Genomic DNA, 20,858 nt, shown 5'->3' with positions numbered 1-20,858 from the left:
AAAAAATGAATCTCGCTAACCGTATCACCTTATTCCGGATATTACTGATTCCCGTGTTCATTGCACTTTTTCCCATTTATCCTGATGCGTTAATCAGCAAATCGGTGATCCTGCAGCATCTTGAAATACATGGGGTTTTCTATGCGGCATTGGTCTTTATTGTGGCTTCTGCCACAGACAAGCTGGATGGATATATCGCGAGAAAATATAATCAGATCACAAATTTCGGGAAATTGCTTGATCCTCTGGCAGACAAACTGCTCATTGCCGCTGCGTTAATCCTGATGGTAAGCCTGCATTTGATCGCTTCTTGGATTGCTTTTATAATCTTGGCCAGGGAAATTGTAATGATGGGCATCCGGATCGCTGCTTCAGCGCAAAGACTGGCTCTATCAGCTGACAGATATGGCAAGTGGAAAATGGTGCTGCAGGTTGCGGCCATCTCGGCAATCCTGTTGAATGATGCTCCGTTCAGCCTGTTCACTTCGTTTCCGGTCGGCCAGACACTGATGTATGGCGCTTTGGGCATGACTGTATACTCGGGATATAACTATATTAAGAACAACTATCTGGCATTGCAGCTAGGCCGCTAATAATCACCTAACTAAAGGAGTTGCTTATGGAACCTATTTCCAATTTGCCCCATGGTCATGATCCAATCGCACTCATTACCGGCACTTCCAGCGGTTTCGGGCTGCTGACTGCACTTACACTGGCGCGCAGAGGCTATAAGGTAATCGCAACCATGCGGGATCTCAGCCGCAAAGATGAGCTTGTTCAGCAGGCTGAACAGGCAGGTGTTCTGGAGCGTATTCATCTGATGACGCTGGATGTGACGGATGAATCTTCCGTTGCTTCAGCAATCCACGCGGTTACTGAGCTGTTCGGAAGAATGGATGTGCTGGTGAACAATGCCGGATATGCTGTAGGCGGCTATGTGGAGGAAGTAAGCATGGAGGCGTGGCGGCGGCAGATGGAGACGAACTTCTTCGGCCTGATAGCAGTAACCAAGGCGGTACTTCCCATCATGCGCATGCAGCGCGCGGGGCTGATTATCAACGTAAGCAGTGTCAGCGGGCTGACCGGTTTTCCCGGATATGCACCGTATGCCGCCTCCAAGTTTGCAGTGGAAGGCTTCAGCGAGAGCCTGCGGCAGGAGATGCTTTCTTTTGGCGTCCGCGTAGTACTGGTGGAACCCGGCTCATTCCGCACGCCGATCTGGGGAAAAGGCATTGCCGGAATCCATAGCAGCGAAGGCTCTCCTTACCAGGCCAGGCTGGAGGAGGTGCTGCGCTACTCCCGGCGGACCGCTGAGACAGCGCCGGATCCGCAGGAGGTTGCTGAGCTGATCGGGCGGATTACAGAGAAGCGTGCACCCAAACTGCGCTATCCTGTCGGCAAAGGCTCACGGGTCCTCATGCTGGGCAAAATGCTGCTTCCCTGGAAGGTACTGGAGGGCATCATTGCAAGGTCATTGCGCGCGATGAAATGAATGACAACCTGAAATAGCTGGGAGCCGCAGCCCAAGGATGAGGATTGCGTTCTGCCGGAATTTCCCTTACAGTTTAGCTATGGCGCTGACGCCGGGAATTGTCTGGAAGATCACATTTTGAACTTGAACAGAGGAGAATGGTCATGCATGAGCTGAATGGAGCTAATCAATGGCATATCAGCATTGGCGGAGATTACGGGTTGAACTTCGCATCATATGTAGGCTGTTCAGTCGGGGCATTGCGCGGACCTGGAGGGCAGCATGTGTGGCCTGCTTCCGGCTCTGACCCGGGTCTTCCGGACTCCGATTCGCTGAAGTTGGCTTATGAACAGTGGTGGCTGGAGCTGGTGCGTTATAAAACGGATTGCATCCTGGCGGGGAGACATCCGCTGCTGCATCAGCCTCCGGGGTTTGAGACTGTGGCCGATCCGGCACTGCGGCAGACCTGTGCCGGACTGTGGCCGGCTTTTATAGAATGGTGGGAGATGGAGGTGGGGGGGCAGACTGCTATGCGCTTCTGGGAGGCTGCACCGGACATCTACAATTATATTAACGAGTTTGAGGTGCAGACAGGCAGAAACATCAGTACCTTCACACTGAGGATTGATCTGGTCTATGGTATTACGGAACCCGTGAAGCCGGTCCATGGTTATCTTCTGCTGCCGCCCGGTTATAAGTATCTGGTGAACAAGCAGTGGTGGATAACGCTTTTGGAGGAGTATTGTTAGCAGTATTTCTTATCTTTGCAGAAGCAGAACTGGGGTGTATGCATTGCCGGGAACAGTAGGATTACATATTTGCTTTGATGAGCGTGGCCGTGAGATTGAGGTTCTGGATGTGACTCCGGTTGCCCCGGACAAATACCGGATTGAAGAAACGCCGATTTTTAACCCGGGGATTGCTCTTGGGGACATTATCAGAGTGAGAGAACAAGAGGGCATTGCCTATTATGTAGAAACGGTGCAGAAATCCGGGTTCGTCAGGTATGCCTGGCTGCTTAGCAAAGAAGCGGCTGCTTCGCAGGAGATCCGCAGCTTCACTGAACGGGTTACGGAGCACGAGGGGAGATGGGAGCAGATCTTCGGCGGTTTGCTTGTGATTCATCTGCCTAAACATTCTGCTGTGGATGCAGAGCTGGAAATGTCACGGATTATCGGACGTTTTGAAGCCTAATTATACTAATTCGAGGTGGCATATTATGAAGAAATTCTTGAGACAATGGGTGCCCAGTATTGCAATCGGCATTATTCTATCCTTATTTATCCGGACTTACGTGGCCGAAGCGATGAGAGTACCGACCGGCTCCATGATTCCGACCATTGAGATTAACGACCGCCTGGTTGTGGACAAAATGCTCTGGAACTCCTCGCTGAAGCATGGCGACATTGTTGTGTTCTATCCCCCGGTAGCCGGAGATGAGCATAAAAGATATGTGAAACGGCTGATTGGGCTGCCGGGAGATGAAATTGAGATTAAGGACGGTACCCTGTACCGTAATAATGAGGTGGTTGACGAGCCGTATCTCCAGGAAGCGATGACCTACACCTTCGGACCAGTCACCGTTCCTGCAGACCACTATTTCTTCCTTGGCGATAACCGGAATGTCAGCTATGACGCGCATTTATGGAGTACTCCGTTTGTAGACAAAGACAAACTGATTGGTAAAGTGCTGTTTGATGTGAATAATCTTTTCTGATATAAGCTACGGGCGAACCGGGTAATCTACCACGACGACATTCTCCAGAATCCCCTCCAGCCTTGCCACAAAAGCACGGTGCGCCGGATGCGGCCCGTATTGACGCAGGGCTTCCTGATCTGTAAAGGTCACGCGAAGCCCCAGCGTATAGCCGTGGATATTCTCTGTTTCCTCCGTCATGTTCACTCCTGCCGTAATCTCCACAATTCCCGGAATCTGATCCTTCAGCCCCAGCAAGGCTGCAATCAGGCCTTCTTCACTGCCCGGTTCGAAATGCTCATTGAATTGGAAAGCTACCAGATGCTCGTACATAATTGATCCTCCTAAAAGTTTTGTAAGCATAAGCTCCCTGTGATCACTTCGTCAAAACTGACTACGGAAGCATAAGCATCGTTTTGTAAGCATAACGGAATTATACTATAAATTTGTTCAATGGAAGGAGAACACAATGCCTGAATACTCCGCCGGCAGCAGAATCAAGGCCCCCATGTCCCTTCGGACATTGATAGGCATCCTTCTCCCGGGGCTGCTCGTGGCTCTGACTCCCATAACCAACGCAGATAGGCATCCGTATATCTACTATATCCGGGTGTTCTGGTTGAGTGCCAGCCTCCTGGCTTTTCTGTTCATTCTATTCAACGCTTTGCGGAAGGCCAGTAGTCTCCAATGGGAGACAGATGCACTTATAGTTCGCAACCGGAGTTACTCCGGCAAGGAGATTAAGGCAATATACATAGATGGTCCGTTAGTAGGAATATTGCCCGAAGGTAAAAGGATTGTCCCGGTTAATCTGTGCTTCAGGTTCATCGAAGACCGGGAGGAGGACATGAAAAGACTGATGAACTGGACGGAAGCCAACGGAATCAAGCTGAAATATAAGAGATTTGTGAAGTGGATGTGAATATTTAATGGAAAGGCGGCTTAAGACAGGGATTCATTTGAACTATATTAAGGGCAGATTGTGACTTTCACCGGATTGTTACTTTGGGGTCTATTGACTATGATCAAGTGGAGCATAACGGAATATTCCTATAAACTAAAGGAGTGCTGAAACTTGAAAGTACATGTCACGGATCTCAAACACGGCGATTGTCTTATGACAGACACTTTCAACGGTGTAGGTCTGCATGTTCTCCCCAAGGGGACGCATGTTGAACGGGAGGAGATTAGTATCCTCATCCGGCACAAAATTCATTATGTGGATATTGAGCCGCGCAGTATGCAGCAAACGGGCAGTGAAGAAGAGCAAAGTCACGGATTGCATGATGATTTCGATCACGCTATCCTGAATTATGAATCTATTTTTCTGGAAGCGTTGACCCAGGGGAGCTTCTCACAGTCCATGGTCGATGATACATTGAAACCGCTTCTGGAAACATTGGAGGGGCAAAAGGACGTAGTCTCCCTGCTGCTTCTGCTGGACCGGGATGACATTGATACATACCATCATTCTTTACAGGTTGGCTTACTATCATATTATATTGCATTATGGATGGGCTACTCCAAGGAGGAGCGTTATCTGATCAGCCGCGCGGGCTACCTTCATGATATCGGCAAAAGCCAGGTTCCCCTGTCTATCCTGAACAAACCGGGTATTCTAACCGGTTCTGAAATAGAGGAACTGGCACGCCACACCTCCTATGGTTATGATCTAATCCGCGGCTCCAAGCTGGATGAGGTTACAGCACTCGTGGCGCTGCAGCATCATGAATATGAGGATGGCTCTGGATATCCGAAGCAGCTGCTCAAAAATAATATTCACCCTTACACCCAAATTGTTACCGTAGCCAACATATATATGTCCTTGACCACTTCAACCTTGAACCGTCCGAAGCAAGGACTGGTTACAGTACTGCGCAAGGTACATGAGATGGGCTTCGGCCAGTTGAACGGAACGGTTGTACAGGCACTTACCGGACATTTGCTGCCAAGCTTCGTAGGTAAGAATGTTCAGCTCAGCAACGGCGAAATGGGTATGATTGTAATGAATAACCCGCTGGATCTGTTCAAGCCGCTGGTAAAGGTAGACGAGGGCTTCAGAGATTTGTCCCGTGAGCGCAGCCTGTCTGTAGTTGAAGTCTTTAATTGATACGCCGGATAAGCGGCCTCTCTGGAGAGCGCCCGGTTCTTATGAACGGATATACCGTCCCCCCGGGATGGTGTATCCGTTTTTTGCGCAACTAGAAGAAGGTATAGCTTGCCGGTTTGTATTCCGGGAATAGATTGGCTATGATTAATGAGAGATTACTATAGCAATTCTGTGCAGCAGCATAAAGGAGAAATTACAATGAATGCCGACAATCAATTAGAGAAATTCAAGCAGATTAAATATGAGCTTACCCGGTTTATGATGATTTACAAATTCGCCCTCGCCGAAATGGAGACCAAGATTGAGATTCTCAAAGAGGAATTTCAGCTGCTCCACGACTACAGTCCGATCGAGCATACCAAGTCGCGGATTAAATCCCCGGAGAGCATTATGAATAAAATGCTGCGCAAGAACAATGAGCTGTCACTCGCACAGATCAGATCCAGCATCAAGGATATTGCCGGACTGCGCATCACCTGCTCGTTCATTTCGGATATTTATCAGGTCAGTGCCATGCTGCAGAAGCAGGACGATCTCAAGGTGCTGGCGGTCAAAGATTATATCAAGAACCCGAAGCCGAATGGTTACCAGAGCCTGCACCTGCTCGTAGAGGTTCCGGTATTTATGTCTGACTGCCAGGAGCATGTCTGTGTAGAGGTGCAGATCCGTACGATTGCCATGGACTTCTGGGCCAGTCTGGAACATAAAATTTTCTATAAATACAGCCAGGCGGTTCCCGAGCATCTGACACGTGAACTCAAGAATGCGGCAGACAAAGCGAACGCACTCGATTTGCAGATGGAACGGCTGCACCGTGAGATTCAGGAAATCAAGGATGCCCAGGAGGACGAGGATTCCTTCTCCGGACTGCGGGAGATTATCCTCAATAATCAGCAGTTTAACCTGCCGGCAAACTTTATTAAGCTGTTAGGGGAATAGCCATTCCGAAGTCGAAGGGTGGAAGGCTCATGCACAGAATGGCCTATGTTACAGATCTGGATGGAACCCTGCTGAACTCGGAACAAAAACTCTCTGCTTACACAGTGCGGGTAATAACGGAAGCGATGGAACAAGGAATGATAATCAGCTTCGCTACAGCTAGAGGGTTCATCAGTGCAGACATCGTAGCTGCGGATATTTCCTGGAAATATCCGCTTATTCTTTATAATGGGGCACTTATCTATGACAGCATGACGCACAAAGTGATTGCCGGTTACTGGCTGGACCCCGTTATTTCCGGGGAAATCATCAACATCGGACGGGAATTTGAACTTACACCGTTTCATTTCCTGCTGGATGCAGCGGACGGCGAGCGGGTGCTGTATGAAGCGCCTATCCGCACAGGAGATGTGGAGTTCTACAAGTCCCGTATGAATGATGTACGTTTCCGTGAGGTGAAGCGGCTTGATTGTCCGGCAGATCACCGGACGGTGGTGATAACTTACATCGGACGGCAGGAGGAATTGGCCCCGCTGCATCAGAAAGTGCTTGACCGGTTCGGTTCAGAGGTACATATTCATTTCATGAAGGATATATACATAAAAGATCATTATTTCCTGGAATTCAGCCATCCGGATGCGAATAAGAGCCAGGGGCTGAAGCTATGGGCACAGCATATGGGGCTGGATACAGCGGATGTTGTTGTCTTCGGCGACCATTTGAATGATCTGGGGCTGTTTGCTGCAGCGGGAACAGGTGTCGCGGTGGAGAATGCCCATGAGGATCTCAAAGCTGTCGCACATCGGATTACCGCATCCAACAATGAGAATGGTGTTGCAGTGTTTCTGGCAGAAACTATGAACAAGGGAGAGATGACAGGTGAGTGAACAGCGTCTTCGTACCATTACAGTGAACCAGGCGGGTTATTCCAGTGCAGGGGAGAAGCTTGCCCTATTTACCGGAGAGGTGTCCCGTTTCCGGGTAGTTGATCTGCAGACTGGAAGCGTTGTATTTAGCGGACAGACAGGGGAAGGAGTGGAGGATAAGCCAAGCGGGAGCCGTGTACATACCGGTGTATTCTCCGCCGTGACGGCTCCGGGCAAGTACCGGATTGAAGGTGAGGATGGACAGGCTTCGGCTGCGTTTATGATTGCAGACAAGCCTTACGGGGAGCTGCAGCAGGGTTTATTGAAAGCCTTCTATTATTACCGCTGCGGAGTGGAGCTAAGCGGAGAGTACGCCGGACCCTGGGGACATGAGTCCTGTCATCTGGCAGCAGGAACGGTAATCGGCCAGCCGGAGTTGAAGCTGGATAGCTGCGGAGGCTGGCATGATGCCGGTGATTACGGGAAATATTCAGGGCCCGGAGCCAAGGCCGTTGCCGATCTGCTGCTGGCCTGGGAGCTGTATCCTGCGGCATTTGCCGGTGTATGTACACTGCCGGAGAGTGACGGCGTGATGCCGGATGTACTGCTGGAATGTAAAGTGGAGCTGGACTGGTTGTTCAAAATGCAGGAGAGCGGCAGCGGTGCTGTGTACCACAAGCTGACCACACAGAACTTCCCGGGGCTTGATGTGATGCCGGAAGAGGATACGGCGGAGCTGTATTTCTCCCCGGTGTCCGCTACGGCTACAGGTGACTTCGCCGGTGTAATGGCGATGGCGGCGCGGGTCTATAAGCCGTTCGATGAAGTCTATGCTGCCCGGTGCCTGGAAGCTGCGGTGGCTGCCTGGAGCTGGATGGAGGCACATCCGGCGGAGCCGGGCTTCACTAATCCGCCGGGTATTACGACCGGGGAATACGGTGATGAGGAAGATCACGACGAGCGCTTCTGGGCAGCGGCGGAGCTGTTCCGGACTACAGGCGGTGAGCAATACCATAGCGCAGCCAGAGAATTGGCGAAGCTTCCATTCCCGAAATACAGCCTCGGCTGGGCGGATATGGGCGGCTATGGCACACTGGCATACCTGTTGAACGGGGAAGAGCAAGCTGAGGCTTCTCTGTATGCGGAGCTGAAGGAGGGGCTGGTGGCTGAAGCCGCGCGTCTCCTCCGGCAGAGCCGGGAGGATGGTTACAGAATCTCGCTGCGGGAAGAGGATTATATCTGGGGCAGCAACATGCTGGTCATGAATAATGCCATGCTGCTGCTGGCGGCGGAGCATTTCAGCGGGGAGACTGAATATGCGGCCTGTGCACTGGATCATCTGCATTATCTGCTCGGCCGCAATGTGCTGGGCATCAGCTACGTGACCGGCTTCGGTGAACACGCGGTCATGCATCCGCATCACCGCCCATCCGTGGGAGACAACATAGCAGAACCCGTTCCGGGTCTGGTATCAGGGGGACCTGACCGCGGGCTTCATGATGAATATGTGCAGGAGCACTTGCAAGGCAAACCGGCAGCCCAGTGTTTCGTTGATCATGAAGACAGCTACTCGACGAATGAGGTCACCATTTATTGGAATTCACCGGCGGTGTTCGTGACGGCAAGGTTCAATTCCTGATCAGAAGAGGAGACGGGTCCATGCAGACATTCAAGGTTATTAGTCTGGATATGTTCCAGACTCTGGTGAATATTCAGGGGAGGCGGGCAGAAGTCTGGAAGCCGATTCTTAAGCAGGAATTCAGCGAAAATAAGTCCCGGGAGCTGGGCAGCAAGCTGCTCAGCCACTATTTCGCTGTATCAACCGAAGCACGGGAGGCGGGCAGCTTCATCAGCAGCAAGGAAATATACAGCAGAGGATTTCAGCAAGTATTCATGCAGTATGGCTTGGACTATGATTGCTCTCAGGCTGTTGATAACCTGTTTGCCCAGCACCGGCTGTCCGCAATGTATGCGGACACCGAAGCCTTCCTACAGCGGATCTGCGGGGAGTATCAGGTCTGCATTGTCAGTGATACCGATGAGCTTATGCTTCCGGACTTCTACCGGAGTTATCCTATCTCTTTATTCACTTCCGAAAGGTACCAGTCTTATAAGAATGACAGTCATAACCGGATGTTCACTGAGGTTATCGCCCATTATGGTGTGGAGCCGGAGCAGATTCTCCATATCGGAGACTCGGCATCAGATGTGCTGGGAGCAGCCCGGGCGGGAATCAAATCCTGCTGGATCAACCGGGAGCAGCTCGCCTGGAAGCATGGGGTGAAGCCGGATTATACAGTGGGAACCCTGGAAGAGGTCTATGAATTGATATCGATAGCGAGTAGTCCGATATCCATTGATTAATAATGAGGAGCCGTGAGGGAAATGAACCACAAACCGACAGAGCAGGAACTGGAGTTACTGAAGTATCCGATCGGGAAATTTACAGCTGTGGAGAGCCGCACGGAAGAAGCGCGGCAAGAATCCATACGGATCATGAAGCAGCTGGCGGCTGAACTTAGGGAGGCTGTAGGGCCGCTAACGGCGGAGCAGTTAGACACGCCTTACCGTCCGGGCGGCTGGACAGTGTGTCAGGTCGTACATCATCTGGCGGATACCGGCATGTATGCCTATCTGCGCTTCAAACGGGGGCTGACAGAAGAAGCACCGCAGGTACCAAGCTACAGACAGGATCTCTGGGCGGAGCAGAGCGATTATACGGATGAACCGGCGGAGTCCTCACTTCAGCTGGTGGAGCTGCTTAACCGGAGATTCGCAACCCTGCTTACTTCACTGAAGCCGGGTGATTATGATCGAAGCTTCGTAAGTGCCGGTCTGGGCACGTTGACGCTGGATGCCGCAATTCAAAGATATATCTGGCATAGCCGCCATCATCTGGCCCAGATTACTTCACTAATCCGGTGGAACGGCTGGTAAAACATATTCATATTCATCAAAAAAAGAGCAGATGGAATGGGGTAGCCCCTTCCATCTGCTCTTTTTCAGTTGTTCGTTATCTCTGCATCATACGGTATCCTAATGAAATCTACTCCCGGCTGGCTTGAACGATTTTGCCGGCAATGGCCGCAGGCTTGGTATGCACAGTAGTCAGATGATCTCCGGTTCCCTCTATATAGCGGAACATACCCAGGTGGCCGGATTGACCCGGATGCCAGCCTCCTGCAGCTCCCTGCGGCAGGACCATATCCTCGGTCAGGAACAGATAGCTTTTGGGAAGATCGAGACTGTAGAACTTCTTCAGATCCAGCTTCTGAAAAGCCGGACCGGCAGGCTCGGGAATGACTTTTTTATACAAAGCCTGTGCTTCTTCAGTAGTAGCTGTATTCACAAACACATCACGGAATAAGGGGTAAGGGAGCATGAGCGTATTGTTACCGGAGGCTTTCCGCAACCCCTCGAACAGCAGCTGTACCGGAGCAGGGAACTGGTCGGCCACACTCTGCCCGTCCAGCGGTACAAAAGCATCAAAGAACACAAGCCGTTTAACCCGTTCCGGAACCAGCTCAGCGGTCTTCTGAACAACAGAACCGCCAAAGCTGTGCCCGAGTAAAATAATATCATGCAGATCCTTCTGCTTAATGAAATCCGCTACGGACTTCGTTACCTGTTCGTGCGTGACCATAGTATTCTTGTCCCCGCCGTGACCCGCATATTCCGGAGTATAGACGGTATGGCCCATTTTGCGGAGTTCTGCCGCCGTTTCATCCCAGAAGCTGGCATCCACCCATGCACCGTGGACAAGCACGAAGGTTAAGTTTTGCTGATCTCCCGGCGTACCTTTTGCCGCTGCTCCTGCGGGTGAAGGGTGGAACGGCAGGAATGCGAGAAGGAAGAGCAGGGCAACCTTCCCGGTTAGCGCTTTTCTGATTCGTTGATTATTCATATCGACTCTGGCCTCCTGCAATGTGATCGAACCTAATAGACAGGATGCCCGGATCCTAGCGTAAAGATGTAATTTCAGGGAAGAAAATGGAACTCAAACTGGTTGTGTACTCCATTTCCCAATCGTATATAATTAAACCATATGGGCTCAGGCAGACAAGGAGGTTGAGGAATGCCTACACCAAAAGGAGCAGAACATAAACCTAAAAGGAAACTCAGTCTAACATTGCTGCTCATGGCCCTGGTGACCATGGTGTTTCTGCTCACAACAACGATTCTGTTTGTTGGCTCTTACCAATCCAAGAAGAAATCCCTGATGGCTACCACGCTTAGTCTGAATTACTCCAATGCAGACAGAATGAGCAAAACGGTGGATTCGCTTATCCTTTCAATGCGCAGCAGCTTGATTTATGGTGCAGACAAAATCTCCGGCATGGAGTCAGCAGGGCCGGAAGCTATAGATGAATATCTTGATTTAATGCGCAACAGCAGCAATTACTTTAATTCAATCATCCGGGTAGATGCCGAAGGGAAGGTGCTGAATAATTCACCGTCTGCCCTTGGAATGATAGGCAAGCAGATTATGTCACCTCCGGTGCTGGAAGCGCTGCGGTTGAAGAATGAGTACCTGTCACCGTCCTATACTTCGTCCACGACCGGCAGAATTCTTTTTTTCATGAGTGAACCGCTGTATAACCAGGACAAACAATATCTGGGTCAGCTCGGGGGTACAGTCTATCTCCAGGATTACAATATCCTGAACATGATATTCGGGAACAATACCGTCGATGAATCGGGTTCCTATTACTATATTGTCAGCTCGGAAGGGCATCTGCTCTTCCATCCCGACAAAACACGAATGAACGAGGATGTAAGTGACAACGAGGTTGTGCAGCTGATGATGCAAGGGAAGAGCGGGGAAATGATGGGGCGTAATACCAAGGGCGTGTTGATGCTCGCTGGTTATTCGGCAGTTCCGGCTAACGGCTGGGGTGTTGTTGTGGTGTCACCGGTCAAAGTCATCAAGGATCAGCTGCTGGCCCATTTGCGCAAAATCGTAACGTATACCGTGATTCCGTTTATTATCCTGCTGCTATGCGTATTTGTGCTGGCTCACCGGCTGGCGAAGCCGTTTGTGGTGCTTGCTGATCTGGTGAACCGAATCGGCAAAGAGAATGTTGAGCTCCCCGATCTGAAGCCCCATTGGAACCGGGAGGTGGACCTGCTGACCAAAGCGGTGGTCATTGCCTGGACGGACATCCAGAAGCAGACGAACCAGCTAACCCAGGAAGCGATGACGGACCTGCTGACAGGACTTACGAACCGCAGATCCCTGGACCTGAGTATGAGCCAATGGATTGCCGCCCGGGTACCTTTTTCCGTCATTGTTCTGGATGTGGACAAATTCAAATTCGTTAACGATACCTACGGTCATCTGGCCGGGGATGAGGTACTGAGACAGGTGGCTGAAGTGCTTACCGCAAATATCCGCCCGGGTGATGTGTGTGCCCGTTACGGGGGAGAGGAATTTGTGCTGCTGCTCCCGCGGACCAGACCCGAGGATGCCTACAATGTGGCCGAACGAATCCGCCAGACGCTTGAGAAAAGCAAGGTCCCCTTGCCGATGCAAGTGACCTCTTCCCAAGGGATTGCCCATTATCCTACGAATGGCCGTACGCGCGAAGAGCTGCTGGGGAAGGCGGATGAAGCTTTATATACTGCGAAGCATACCGGCCGGAACCGGACCGTGATTGCCCGCGAATAGGGAAAAGGAGCATCTCCATCATGGGGATGCTTTTTAGGTTCCACTCCTGCAGCTGAAATTAATCGTCACCTGGGCATTGGCGGATACATATCCTACCTCAGAACGATAAAAAACGGCCCCGATGAAAGGAAGGATTCGCGTGACCTCTTATATGGATTACACGTCACCTAATACACAGTTTACGTTTGACATGAATTGCAACACATTGTTTAAGAAGGATGACTGCAATTATATCAATGTATTGGGTATTAAGAATTTGAACACCCTGGAGAACACCTCGCTGCTTGATATCTTTCTCAGCAAATCCAATGTGGTAGAACCGCATTATCATCAGAATGCTGCAGAGCTGGTGTATTGTATATCCGGCTGTGCGGTGGTATCGCTGATCAACCCGTTCACAAATGAACTGCTGCATTTCCCCATATCACCGGGCCAGGTAGCCAATGTGCCGCAGGGCTGGTGGCATTATGAAGTGGCAACGGTGGATTGTACCCATCTGCTGGCTATATTCAATGCGCCGACGCCGGAGGTCATTCTGGGCTCGGATATTCTGAGCAAGACACCTGCCAATGTCCTGGCCCATACTTACTGTTTGAATGAAGCGCTGGTTAAGGAAGCACTGGCTCCCGTTAAGCCCCAGACCTTCATTGGGCCGCCAGCAGATTGCTGCGATCCCTCGCAGGCGGCTGCTGCGAATATGAAGGGTACGAAGCTGGCTCCCGTCAATATGGCGCCTATGATGGACAATGCCAATATGCCTCCGATGATGGCAAATGCGAATATGGCGCCTTATTGTTATCAGCAGGCTCCGCAGTCTTTCGGATACCAGCCTATGCCGGTCCACGGCTACTATACCCAGCCGTATGCCCAGCCTTACCGCCAGCATCCATATGTCCAGTTCAATCCGAATGCGGGTAATGCCGTGAATGAGACCGGAATCGAATAGCAGAAAAGGGAATGAAAGAAGACGGCAGCGAATTCTGAGGATTCAGAATACACTGCCGTCTTGTTATATATATTAAACTGAAAAATTAACGAGGGAACAGCGCCGGGAAATTATGGAACCTAGGACAGGCGGACAAGCACGCGGCCCCGTGTATTCGACTTCAGAATATCCTCGAGTGCAGCAGGCAGCTCCTTCAGGGTAATCTCGCGGTCCACCAGCTCCTCCAGTACGGCAGGCTTCATGTCGCCGGCCATACGCTGCCACAGCTTCGCCCGTTTCTCCGCAGGGCAGGAGACGGAATCAATGCCAAGCAGGCTGACTCCGCGCAGGATGAACGGCAATACCGTTGTTGGAATGGCAGTTCCTGCAGTTAAGCCGCTTGCGGCAACTGCGCCGCCGTATGCGATTTTGCTCAGCACAGCCGCTAGCGGTGTGCCCCCTACAGAATCTACAGCAGCCTGCCACAGCTGCTTGTCGAGCGGCTTAACCGTGCTGCCGGCTACATCCTCGCGCGAGATTACTTCAGCTGCGCCCAAGGCTTGCAGATAACCAGCTTCGTCTGTTCTGCCGGTGCTGGCGGTTACCTGGTAGCCTTGCTTCGCCAGAATGGCCACAGCAGCACCTCCGACACCTCCGGTTGCACCGGTGACGAGCACTTTTCCGTTATCCGGAGTTAGTCCGTGAGCTTCCAGCGCTTCAATAGACATTGCAGCCGTGAAACCGGCCGTTCCGTAGATCATCGCTTCCCGCAAAGTTAAGCCCTCAGGCATGGGAACAACCCAGTCTGCAGGAATACGTGCATATTCACTGAAGCCGCCGAAGTGCGATACGCCGATGCCATAGCTGGTGGCAATAACGGACTGGCCTTTCTGGAAACGGCTGTCGGCAGAAGAGACCACGGTCCCAGACAGATCTATGCCGGGAACAAACGGATAATTTCGCACAATGTTGCCATCCGGGATACCCGCTAGTCCATCTTTATAGTTTACACTGGAATAGGCTACCTTAATTAGGACTTCACCGGCCGGCAGGTTTTCGAGTGACAGCGGCTTGACCTCTACAGAGAAAGTGTCAGTCTTATCTACCACCAAAGCTTGAAAAAGGTTAGTCATATCTTTTATTCTCCTTAACCGAACTCTATTTGTACATCTGTTATATAATATTTATTCTGACCGGTCAACTTTTTATTGACTATGATATAATACACATTATTCTTAATTCGCGGAGGTCCTATGGTACGTTACAAGAAATCTGAAGAGAAGCGCAAGCAGATCCTGCACGCTGCGTTTCGGGCATTGTCAGAGCGGGGCTACGATGCTGTAACCCTGCAGACGATCGCCGATCATGCGGAGGTCAGCAAGGGCGTCGTCCATTATTATTTTGAGAGCAAGGAAGCGGTGCTGGTTGAACTCCTGGAATGGCTGACCGGCAGAATCTCTGCCAAGGAGCAGGCCGCTGTGGGGGAACAGCATACCGCAACGGGTAAGCTGACGGCATACATTGAGTCTGCATTTCCGGGTCCGGCGCAGAACCGTGCCTTTTACCGTGTCTATCTGGATTTCCTGGCACGGGCTAGCCGCATTCCGGTGTACCGGGAGATTAATCAGCGTTTCTATGACAGCTGTGCGGGAATCAGTACGGAGGTGCTGACACTCGGGCAGCAGGAAGGTATTTTCTCCAAAGAGCTGTTACCAGAGAAGACTAGCCCGGTGATCCGGGCGATTATTGACGGCTGCCTGATCCAGTGGCTGATGGCCGATAAGGACGAGCTGCATGAGGTATTCAAGGATTCCTGTTACACGGCAATTATGAAGGTTCTGAGTGTGTAGAGGGGAATATGAAGAAACCGGAGAAAGGTGGATAGCATTTGGGGAGGAAATGGCGGAAAATCGTACTTATAGCTGTGGTCTGCCTTGTTCTTGGCGGGGGAGTGTTGTATCTGTATGGGGGTTCTGATTCTGGCCCTGCAGTACACAGGCTGCGGCTTGGCAATGAAGAACCGGCGAAATATTTGCAGGGAATGGACGTGCTAACTCTGGATCAAATGGAGCTGTCGCTTGGCCATCAGAGCCAACCCGGCGGCTACATCAGTATCTATAATCATTCGGAGATATTGTGGAAGAAACCGGTCACGATTCCGGCAGGAGAAGGGCAGCTGATCAAGTTCACACAGGGAGGGAGTGCTGTATTTCCTGCTCCTGAGGTTATTTATTATTGGCTATGTATTCAGCGTCCCGGCAAACATGCGGAGGATAACCTTGTAACCTACTATATTGAAGCCAAATTACTTGGTGGAGATGAAGATGCTGCGGAAAATAAGCTGCTGAAGCTTGCGGAGAACTGGGAGGTTCCGGATTGAGCAGTATACGTTGTCTCGTTTTGAAATATCTGATTGGTGAAGATAAGTCAAATTAGTTAATTTTTTGTCGGTAATTGTTGTATTTCCATGGATTATTTTAAGAATTGAGGAGGATGGTGGGAATGAGGTGGCGAATATGTAGTTTTGAAAATGAGTCTGGTTCATGTTTGAAGTTGGTTTGGACTATGTGTTTCTTATAAATCCGCTGTTCAGAAAGGATTTGAAGAACGTCTTCCTAAACAGCTCACTTATGACCAAATAACTACGAATTATTTGGAGGTTATTATAGTCTATGACAACCGAATTATATAAATTTCAAATAAAGGTAATAGATATTTTAAAGCGAAAATTTCAAATTGAAGGCATTGTGAATTTAGTAGGTACCTCATTAAGCGGAAGAACAACTATTATAGAGAATTTTCAATTGAATGGATATGAAAAACATGTAATTACAGGAAGAATTGATAATAAATTCGAGGATTTAGAACTTTTCAGGAAATCGTCCTTGTACTCCAAATTGCGAAAGATAAAAGGGCCTTTAAAAGAAGTAGCTTCAATTGTTACTTCTTTTTTGGGGCAGGAATCTTTCATAGAAGGAATTGATGGATTAGTTGGCCTCATTCAAACACCAGATATTACTTACTTGTTAGAACGACTAAACAAAGGGAGAATTTTGCTCGTTATAGATAATATTGAATTAATTGATCAAATGTCCATTACCTTTATCGAATATATTATGAGCTCTGTGATTAATAAAAAAATGCCTAATTTAAAAATATTACTAGTGATGAATTCGTTAGAACACAAGACTGCTTTTAGAGAAAGCAGTTATCATTCTGTTCTTATTGAAGACCTTACTGATGAGGATTACTACACATTAAATCTAACTGAACCTGCTAATTTTAAAGGCGTTCCGATTGGAATCATAAGAGAATTTGTAGCTAACCAAGAGGAACGGTCAATTAATGATTTTCGAAAAAATGATTTTGAAAAAAAGTATAGTCTAATTGTTAATGATACAGATAAGAAACTGATTCTAAAAACTATTTTGTTATATGGGGAAATCGCAGAAAATAGATGGATCAAATTGGATAATGTTCAAGGGTATTTATTACAAAATCATACTTATGATGTTCAATTCAATCTAGATTCATTAATTAAAGTTGATTTTATTGAGATGTCTAATAACAAACAGTACGTCTCTTTACACAATAAGTATTTGGAGTACATAACTAAAGAATTAAGAAATATAAGTGATAACGACCGTACATTTATATATTTGGATTTTCTCGAAAGAAATGCTCCTTTTATGTATTATGAGAAATATTTAAGTTATGTACATATAGGGAATATTGACCTTGCACTGAAAAACGCAATGCTTGCATATTCACAATTAATGAGAGAACAAGGGATTACATCTACTACAAATCAATTATTACGTTTTATTGAAAGTACCGGGAGTTTTGAAATTAAGGAGATACTGGAACAAGTCTTTACTCAGTTTGTACACCATAACTATCAAAATGCTTTTCACATTGTGGATTCTTTTATAGAAAATTTACAGGGTAATTATTACGCTTTTTCTGTAGAATTTATAGCGGAGCTTTCCTATATTCGAGCTTTATCACTGGCAAGATCTATAAATCGAAAAACTACAGGTGACCGTCATATTTTCGAAGCGGATATTACCCATCTGGAGAAAATATTAGGTTCCTTAAATGATATTAATATAGATTTATCAACTAGACTACAAGAGGCTATATTAGTACTTTCTAATGATATCTTAGATTCTAATAAAGTTAATGAACGAGAGAGCCCAACCAAGATCTTTGATCAACTATATAAAATATATCAGAAAAAAATATCTGAAACATCTCCGAAATACGTTGAGTTTTGGCAAATCAGATTAGCTGTACTTCTTTCAAAGATTGAAATGGTCCAAAGTGAACATACCCAAGATTTAATACCTGTACTCCAAAGATCATATTTAATATTAGAACAGTATAAACATAAGTATCCAAAAAATTACCTTGGAATTGCGTGTAATTATTCAGGAGCTAATTATTGGAAGGATCCCTTTAATAATGCTTTACAAGTGTTAGAAAAAGCTATTGCCTTTATAGAAGAAAAAGATTTAACCCCGAATTGGGGTGTTATCTATCAAATGGATACCATGCTAAGAATCATCAGAAACAAAGGTGATGAATCTGCTGTTAATTTCTATACTTCAGAAGTATGGGAAGTGGAGTGGATAAGGAATAAAATGCACGAACAGTATATATGCATTTCTAATTATTCGATTTTCTTATTATCAACTAGCACTATAGAGAACATTAACAAAGCCATAGAATATCTTGAACTTTCTTTACAGAATAGCCCGGATGATCCTTATGATATGTATCTGTTAAAAACGAATTTAGGGGTTGCAAAATATTTGAACGGTGAGAGAACCATCGCACTGGAAATTGAAAATGAATGTCTAACTCTAATTGATGGAGGTGAAATAAAATATTTTGACAACAGATTATTGAAAGTGAGAAATAGATTATTACAAAATCTCTATCAGAATCAAAGTGAACAACTACATGTTTTGGATGTTTTAAATCTTAACGAAATCATAGATTGCAAGCAATGCGTGGATAATTATTTAAGATTAGGTTTATTTTCTGATATATCCTACTGGGCAGATTAGATTAATTGAATCAATTTTGCTCCTATTAAAGCTTTGTATAAAGCATGCTTATTATTAGGAAATGAATGAGCAAATGAAGTGTAGCAAGAACTATGTTCAGTTATAAGAGGAATTGCAGCAATATCAAACAACCATGGTTCTCCAAATTCATCAATAATAAAGTCCACACGGCAAAGTCCTTGGCTCTGCAGAGTAGTAATCACTTTCTCAGCAGATCTTTGAATGTTTTGGATATTATATTCATTTGATAATATTTCGAAAGAATATTTTTCATAATCCACTTCTTCCTGAGATAAAATTTCATGTTTTTTATTTATCCTTATTGGATGCAAGGCTAAGGCTTTTCCGTTTTTTACAATAACAGGGACTTCTACTTCTATCCCTGCCTTAAATTCTTGAATTAGAATAGGTTGTACAAATTCTAAATACAGGTCAATTACTGTACTCTTGGAACCATTACTATAAATGATATCTTTTACCCCTCTAGCCGAACATTCGATATTAGGTTTAAGAATGTATCTACGATTGGTAAGTTGTTCAAACACACTATGATCCTTTCCATTAAATAGAAAGGTTTTTGGAACATTGACATAATTTTTTGCCAACTCATAATAATGTGCTTTATTCTGCAGTAAAGATAAACTGTAACTATCACAAGTTAAGTTGAAAATATTATGTAATTGCGCGAAGTTAGGGATAAAAGAACGACGATTAACATCTACTCCTATTTGAGCAGCCGAATAAAGAAAAATGAATTTGTTTTTATAATGTAAGAATTTATTTAATACAATATCGCCTACAAAAGTGGAAGGGTTATTATAAAAGTAGAAACATTCGGAGGTCATTTCAAAGCTTTTAATAATTTCTTCGGCTTCTTTTTTTTCTAAATATCCAGAATTAGCTTCAGTGTATTTTTTATCCCCATTAATAAATATTATAACAAATTTTTCTTGATGCTTTTCTGTAAGAGAGATTAATTCTTGAATTTCCAATATGTTGTCTGTCATAATAACCTCCAAATAATTCGTAGTTATTTGGAGGTCTCAAGCCGGTTGCGCGGATTAAATTGAGAAAGTACATCTTTCTTTCGTTTTACTGATACTTCGGTGTATATTTCTGTGGTGCTCACGCTAGAATGACCTAAGATTTCCTGGACAGCTCGTAGGTCAGCTCCATTCTCCAGTAGCTGGGTAGCAAATGAATGACGGAGATAGTGCGGGGTTGATTTTTCATTAATACAGGCCAGCTTTCTGTACTTAGCAAATATATCTTCAACACCATAAATGGATAGAGCTTGACCATATTTGTTAAGAAAAAGAGTATCGCTTTGTGGACGGAATAACTCCCTTACAGCTAACCAATTGTTGAGTTTGTCAATGAGTTCAGTGCTGGATAAATATAACAACCTCTCTTTGCGTCCCTTTCCGAATATAATAACTACTTGATTTTTTAAATCAATATCTTCCAGTTGAATTTGTGCAAGTTCGCCAATCCGGATTCCAGTTGAAAATAACAAATCGATAATGGCATCATTACGAATAGATAAGCGGGTACGGAAAGGGGATGCAAAATGTTCTCTGTCCTTCAGAGGTGATTGCAACAATCGTTCTATTTCTTCAACGGCTAGTGTTTTCGGAATTCGTTTTGCAGTTTTGAATTTTCTTCCGAAGTTGTTGAGCGGGGATTGGTCAATCCAGCTTTTCTGGACTAAGAATAAAAAGAAAGCTTTAAACGTTATGTATTTTCTCTTAATTGTGGAATCCTTAAGGATTCCTGCGCTGTTGAAGCTGTGAAAGTAGCTATGCAGGATATCGCTTGTAATTGCCTCTACTTTATTTTCTTTCAGCCAGTTATGAAGTCGGTTTAAGTCTGATACATAAGCCTTGATAGATTTAGGTGAAAGGTTTTTTTCGATAATTAGAAAAGATATGTATTTTTCAATGTATTCATCTAATGCTGAAACGGAAATTGCCAATGATATTCCTCCTGATGTTTAAGTATCTTTAAAATGGATGTTCAAAGTATAACAAAGCCTTTCGGTAAAGGGGGAAATAAGAAATATATATTTATATAATCAAATAGACGAATGTGAATGTTACAGCATATAAGTC

General features: G+C 46.7%; 22 protein-coding genes. 17 read left to right on the top strand and 5 right to left on the bottom strand.

Annotation, left to right across the window (positions count from 1 at the left end; translation table 11 throughout):
* Nucleotides 1-5: 5 nt before the first annotated feature.
* The 5 genes from pgsA (at nt 6) to lepB (ending at nt 3,188) form a co-directional block, all read left to right on the top strand.
* Nucleotides 6-593 (top strand): CDP-diacylglycerol--glycerol-3-phosphate 3-phosphatidyltransferase, encoded by a 588-nt coding sequence (gene pgsA, locus NYE33_RS26935; protein ID WP_076246621.1) that lies wholly within the window; start codon nt 6-8, stop codon nt 591-593.
* 26 nt (nt 594-619) lie between these two features.
* Complete coding sequence (locus NYE33_RS26930; protein ID WP_042136129.1) at nt 620-1,492, top strand: SDR family oxidoreductase; 873 nt, start codon at nt 620-622, stop codon at nt 1,490-1,492.
* 143 nt (nt 1,493-1,635) lie between these two features.
* Nucleotides 1,636-2,220 carry a hypothetical protein gene (locus NYE33_RS26925; protein ID WP_042136131.1) on the top strand — a complete coding sequence of 195 codons (585 nt, stop codon included), beginning with the start codon at nt 1,636-1,638 and terminating at the stop codon, nt 2,218-2,220.
* Nucleotides 2,221-2,263: 43 nt separating this feature from the next.
* Nucleotides 2,264-2,665, top strand: coding sequence for a DUF4265 domain-containing protein (locus tag NYE33_RS26920; protein WP_179093582.1), 402 nt, complete (start codon nt 2,264-2,266; stop codon nt 2,663-2,665).
* 25 nt (nt 2,666-2,690) lie between these two features.
* Nucleotides 2,691-3,188 carry a signal peptidase I gene (gene lepB, locus NYE33_RS26915; RefSeq protein ID WP_341068298.1) on the top strand — a complete coding sequence of 166 codons (498 nt, stop codon included), beginning with the start codon at nt 2,691-2,693 and terminating at the stop codon, nt 3,186-3,188.
* 6 nt (nt 3,189-3,194) lie between these two features.
* Here lepB and NYE33_RS26910 read toward each other — a convergent pair whose 3' ends face one another.
* Nucleotides 3,195-3,500 carry a Dabb family protein gene (locus NYE33_RS26910; RefSeq protein ID WP_042136136.1) on the bottom strand — a complete coding sequence of 102 codons (306 nt, stop codon included), beginning with the start codon at nt 3,498-3,500 and terminating at the stop codon, nt 3,195-3,197.
* Nucleotides 3,501-3,636: 136 nt separating this feature from the next.
* Here NYE33_RS26910 and NYE33_RS26905 point away from each other — a divergent pair, with 136 nt between their 5' ends.
* The 7 genes from NYE33_RS26905 (at nt 3,637) to NYE33_RS26875 (ending at nt 10,019) form a co-directional block, all read left to right on the top strand.
* The gene (locus tag NYE33_RS26905; RefSeq protein ID WP_076246619.1) at nt 3,637-4,089 is read left to right on the top strand and encodes a hypothetical protein; all 453 of its coding nucleotides are present in this window, start codon (nt 3,637-3,639) and stop codon (nt 4,087-4,089) included.
* Nucleotides 4,090-4,242: 153 nt separating this feature from the next.
* On the top strand, nt 4,243-5,277 hold the full coding sequence (locus tag NYE33_RS26900) for an HD-GYP domain-containing protein (RefSeq protein ID WP_042136140.1): 1,035 nt from the start codon (nt 4,243-4,245) through the stop codon (nt 5,275-5,277).
* 198 nt (nt 5,278-5,475) lie between these two features.
* Nucleotides 5,476-6,216 carry a GTP pyrophosphokinase gene (locus NYE33_RS26895; protein WP_042136141.1) on the top strand — a complete coding sequence of 247 codons (741 nt, stop codon included), beginning with the start codon at nt 5,476-5,478 and terminating at the stop codon, nt 6,214-6,216.
* A gap of 29 nt (nt 6,217-6,245) precedes the next feature.
* Entirely contained in the window at nt 6,246-7,103 is an 858-nt protein-coding gene (locus NYE33_RS26890) for a Cof-type HAD-IIB family hydrolase (protein WP_042136143.1), read from the top strand.
* On the top strand, nt 7,096-8,721 hold the full coding sequence (locus NYE33_RS26885; protein WP_341068297.1) for a glycoside hydrolase family 9 protein: 1,626 nt from the start codon (nt 7,096-7,098) through the stop codon (nt 8,719-8,721). The genes NYE33_RS26890 and NYE33_RS26885 overlap by 8 nt, the downstream gene beginning before the upstream one ends.
* A 20-nt stretch (nt 8,722-8,741) precedes the next feature.
* A complete protein-coding gene (locus NYE33_RS26880; RefSeq protein WP_341068295.1) occupies nt 8,742-9,446 on the top strand; it encodes an HAD family hydrolase in 705 nt (234 codons plus the stop codon).
* 21 nt (nt 9,447-9,467) lie between these two features.
* Complete coding sequence (locus NYE33_RS26875) at nt 9,468-10,019, top strand: YfiT family bacillithiol transferase (RefSeq protein WP_341068293.1); 552 nt, start codon at nt 9,468-9,470, stop codon at nt 10,017-10,019.
* 109 nt (nt 10,020-10,128) lie between these two features.
* On the opposite strand, the gene NYE33_RS26870 is transcribed toward NYE33_RS26875, so the two are convergent.
* Nucleotides 10,129-10,986 carry an alpha/beta hydrolase gene (locus tag NYE33_RS26870; RefSeq protein WP_341068290.1) on the bottom strand — a complete coding sequence of 286 codons (858 nt, stop codon included), beginning with the start codon at nt 10,984-10,986 and terminating at the stop codon, nt 10,129-10,131.
* 171 nt (nt 10,987-11,157) lie between these two features.
* Here NYE33_RS26870 and NYE33_RS26865 point away from each other — a divergent pair, with 171 nt between their 5' ends.
* A complete protein-coding gene (locus NYE33_RS26865) occupies nt 11,158-12,750 on the top strand; it encodes a sensor domain-containing diguanylate cyclase (protein WP_042136150.1) in 1,593 nt (530 codons plus the stop codon).
* Nucleotides 12,751-12,889: 139 nt separating this feature from the next.
* Nucleotides 12,890-13,696: a cupin domain-containing protein gene (locus NYE33_RS26860; protein ID WP_445669793.1), complete on the top strand. Its 807-nt coding sequence runs from the start codon at nt 12,890-12,892 to the stop codon at nt 13,694-13,696.
* A 119-nt stretch (nt 13,697-13,815) separates the two neighbouring features.
* On the opposite strand, the gene NYE33_RS26855 is transcribed toward NYE33_RS26860, so the two are convergent.
* Nucleotides 13,816-14,808, bottom strand: coding sequence for an acrylyl-CoA reductase family protein (locus NYE33_RS26855; protein ID WP_341068286.1), 993 nt, complete (start codon nt 14,806-14,808; stop codon nt 13,816-13,818).
* A 120-nt stretch (nt 14,809-14,928) separates the two neighbouring features.
* Between NYE33_RS26855 and NYE33_RS26850 the strand changes: the two genes are divergently transcribed.
* The 3 genes from NYE33_RS26850 (at nt 14,929) to NYE33_RS26840 (ending at nt 18,747) form a co-directional block, all read left to right on the top strand.
* Nucleotides 14,929-15,525 (top strand): TetR/AcrR family transcriptional regulator, encoded by a 597-nt coding sequence (locus NYE33_RS26850; RefSeq protein ID WP_341068283.1) that lies wholly within the window; start codon nt 14,929-14,931, stop codon nt 15,523-15,525.
* A gap of 38 nt (nt 15,526-15,563) precedes the next feature.
* Nucleotides 15,564-16,055, top strand: a complete 492-nt coding sequence (locus tag NYE33_RS26845) for a hypothetical protein (RefSeq protein ID WP_341068281.1) — start codon at nt 15,564-15,566, stop codon at nt 16,053-16,055.
* Nucleotides 16,056-16,347: 292 nt separating this feature from the next.
* The gene (locus NYE33_RS26840; protein WP_341068279.1) at nt 16,348-18,747 is read left to right on the top strand and encodes a hypothetical protein; all 2,400 of its coding nucleotides are present in this window, start codon (nt 16,348-16,350) and stop codon (nt 18,745-18,747) included.
* Here NYE33_RS26840 and NYE33_RS26835 read toward each other — a convergent pair.
* Nucleotides 18,744-19,754: an ATP-grasp domain-containing protein gene (locus NYE33_RS26835; RefSeq protein ID WP_042136161.1), complete on the bottom strand. Its 1,011-nt coding sequence runs from the start codon at nt 19,752-19,754 to the stop codon at nt 18,744-18,746. The genes NYE33_RS26840 and NYE33_RS26835 overlap by 4 nt on opposite strands.
* A 23-nt stretch (nt 19,755-19,777) precedes the next feature.
* The gene (locus NYE33_RS26830) at nt 19,778-20,722 is read right to left on the bottom strand and encodes a tyrosine-type recombinase/integrase (RefSeq protein WP_042136163.1); all 945 of its coding nucleotides are present in this window, start codon (nt 20,720-20,722) and stop codon (nt 19,778-19,780) included.
* Between the last annotated feature and the right edge of the window lie 136 nt (nt 20,723-20,858).

This window comes from Paenibacillus sp. FSL R10-2199, from assembly GCF_038000235.1.
GTDB classification, from domain to species: Bacteria; Bacillota; Bacilli; order Paenibacillales; family Paenibacillaceae; genus Paenibacillus_AQ; species Paenibacillus_AQ phytohabitans.
Note: the sequence above shows the minus strand (reverse complement) of the source record. Positions and strands in the feature narration are given on the sequence as shown.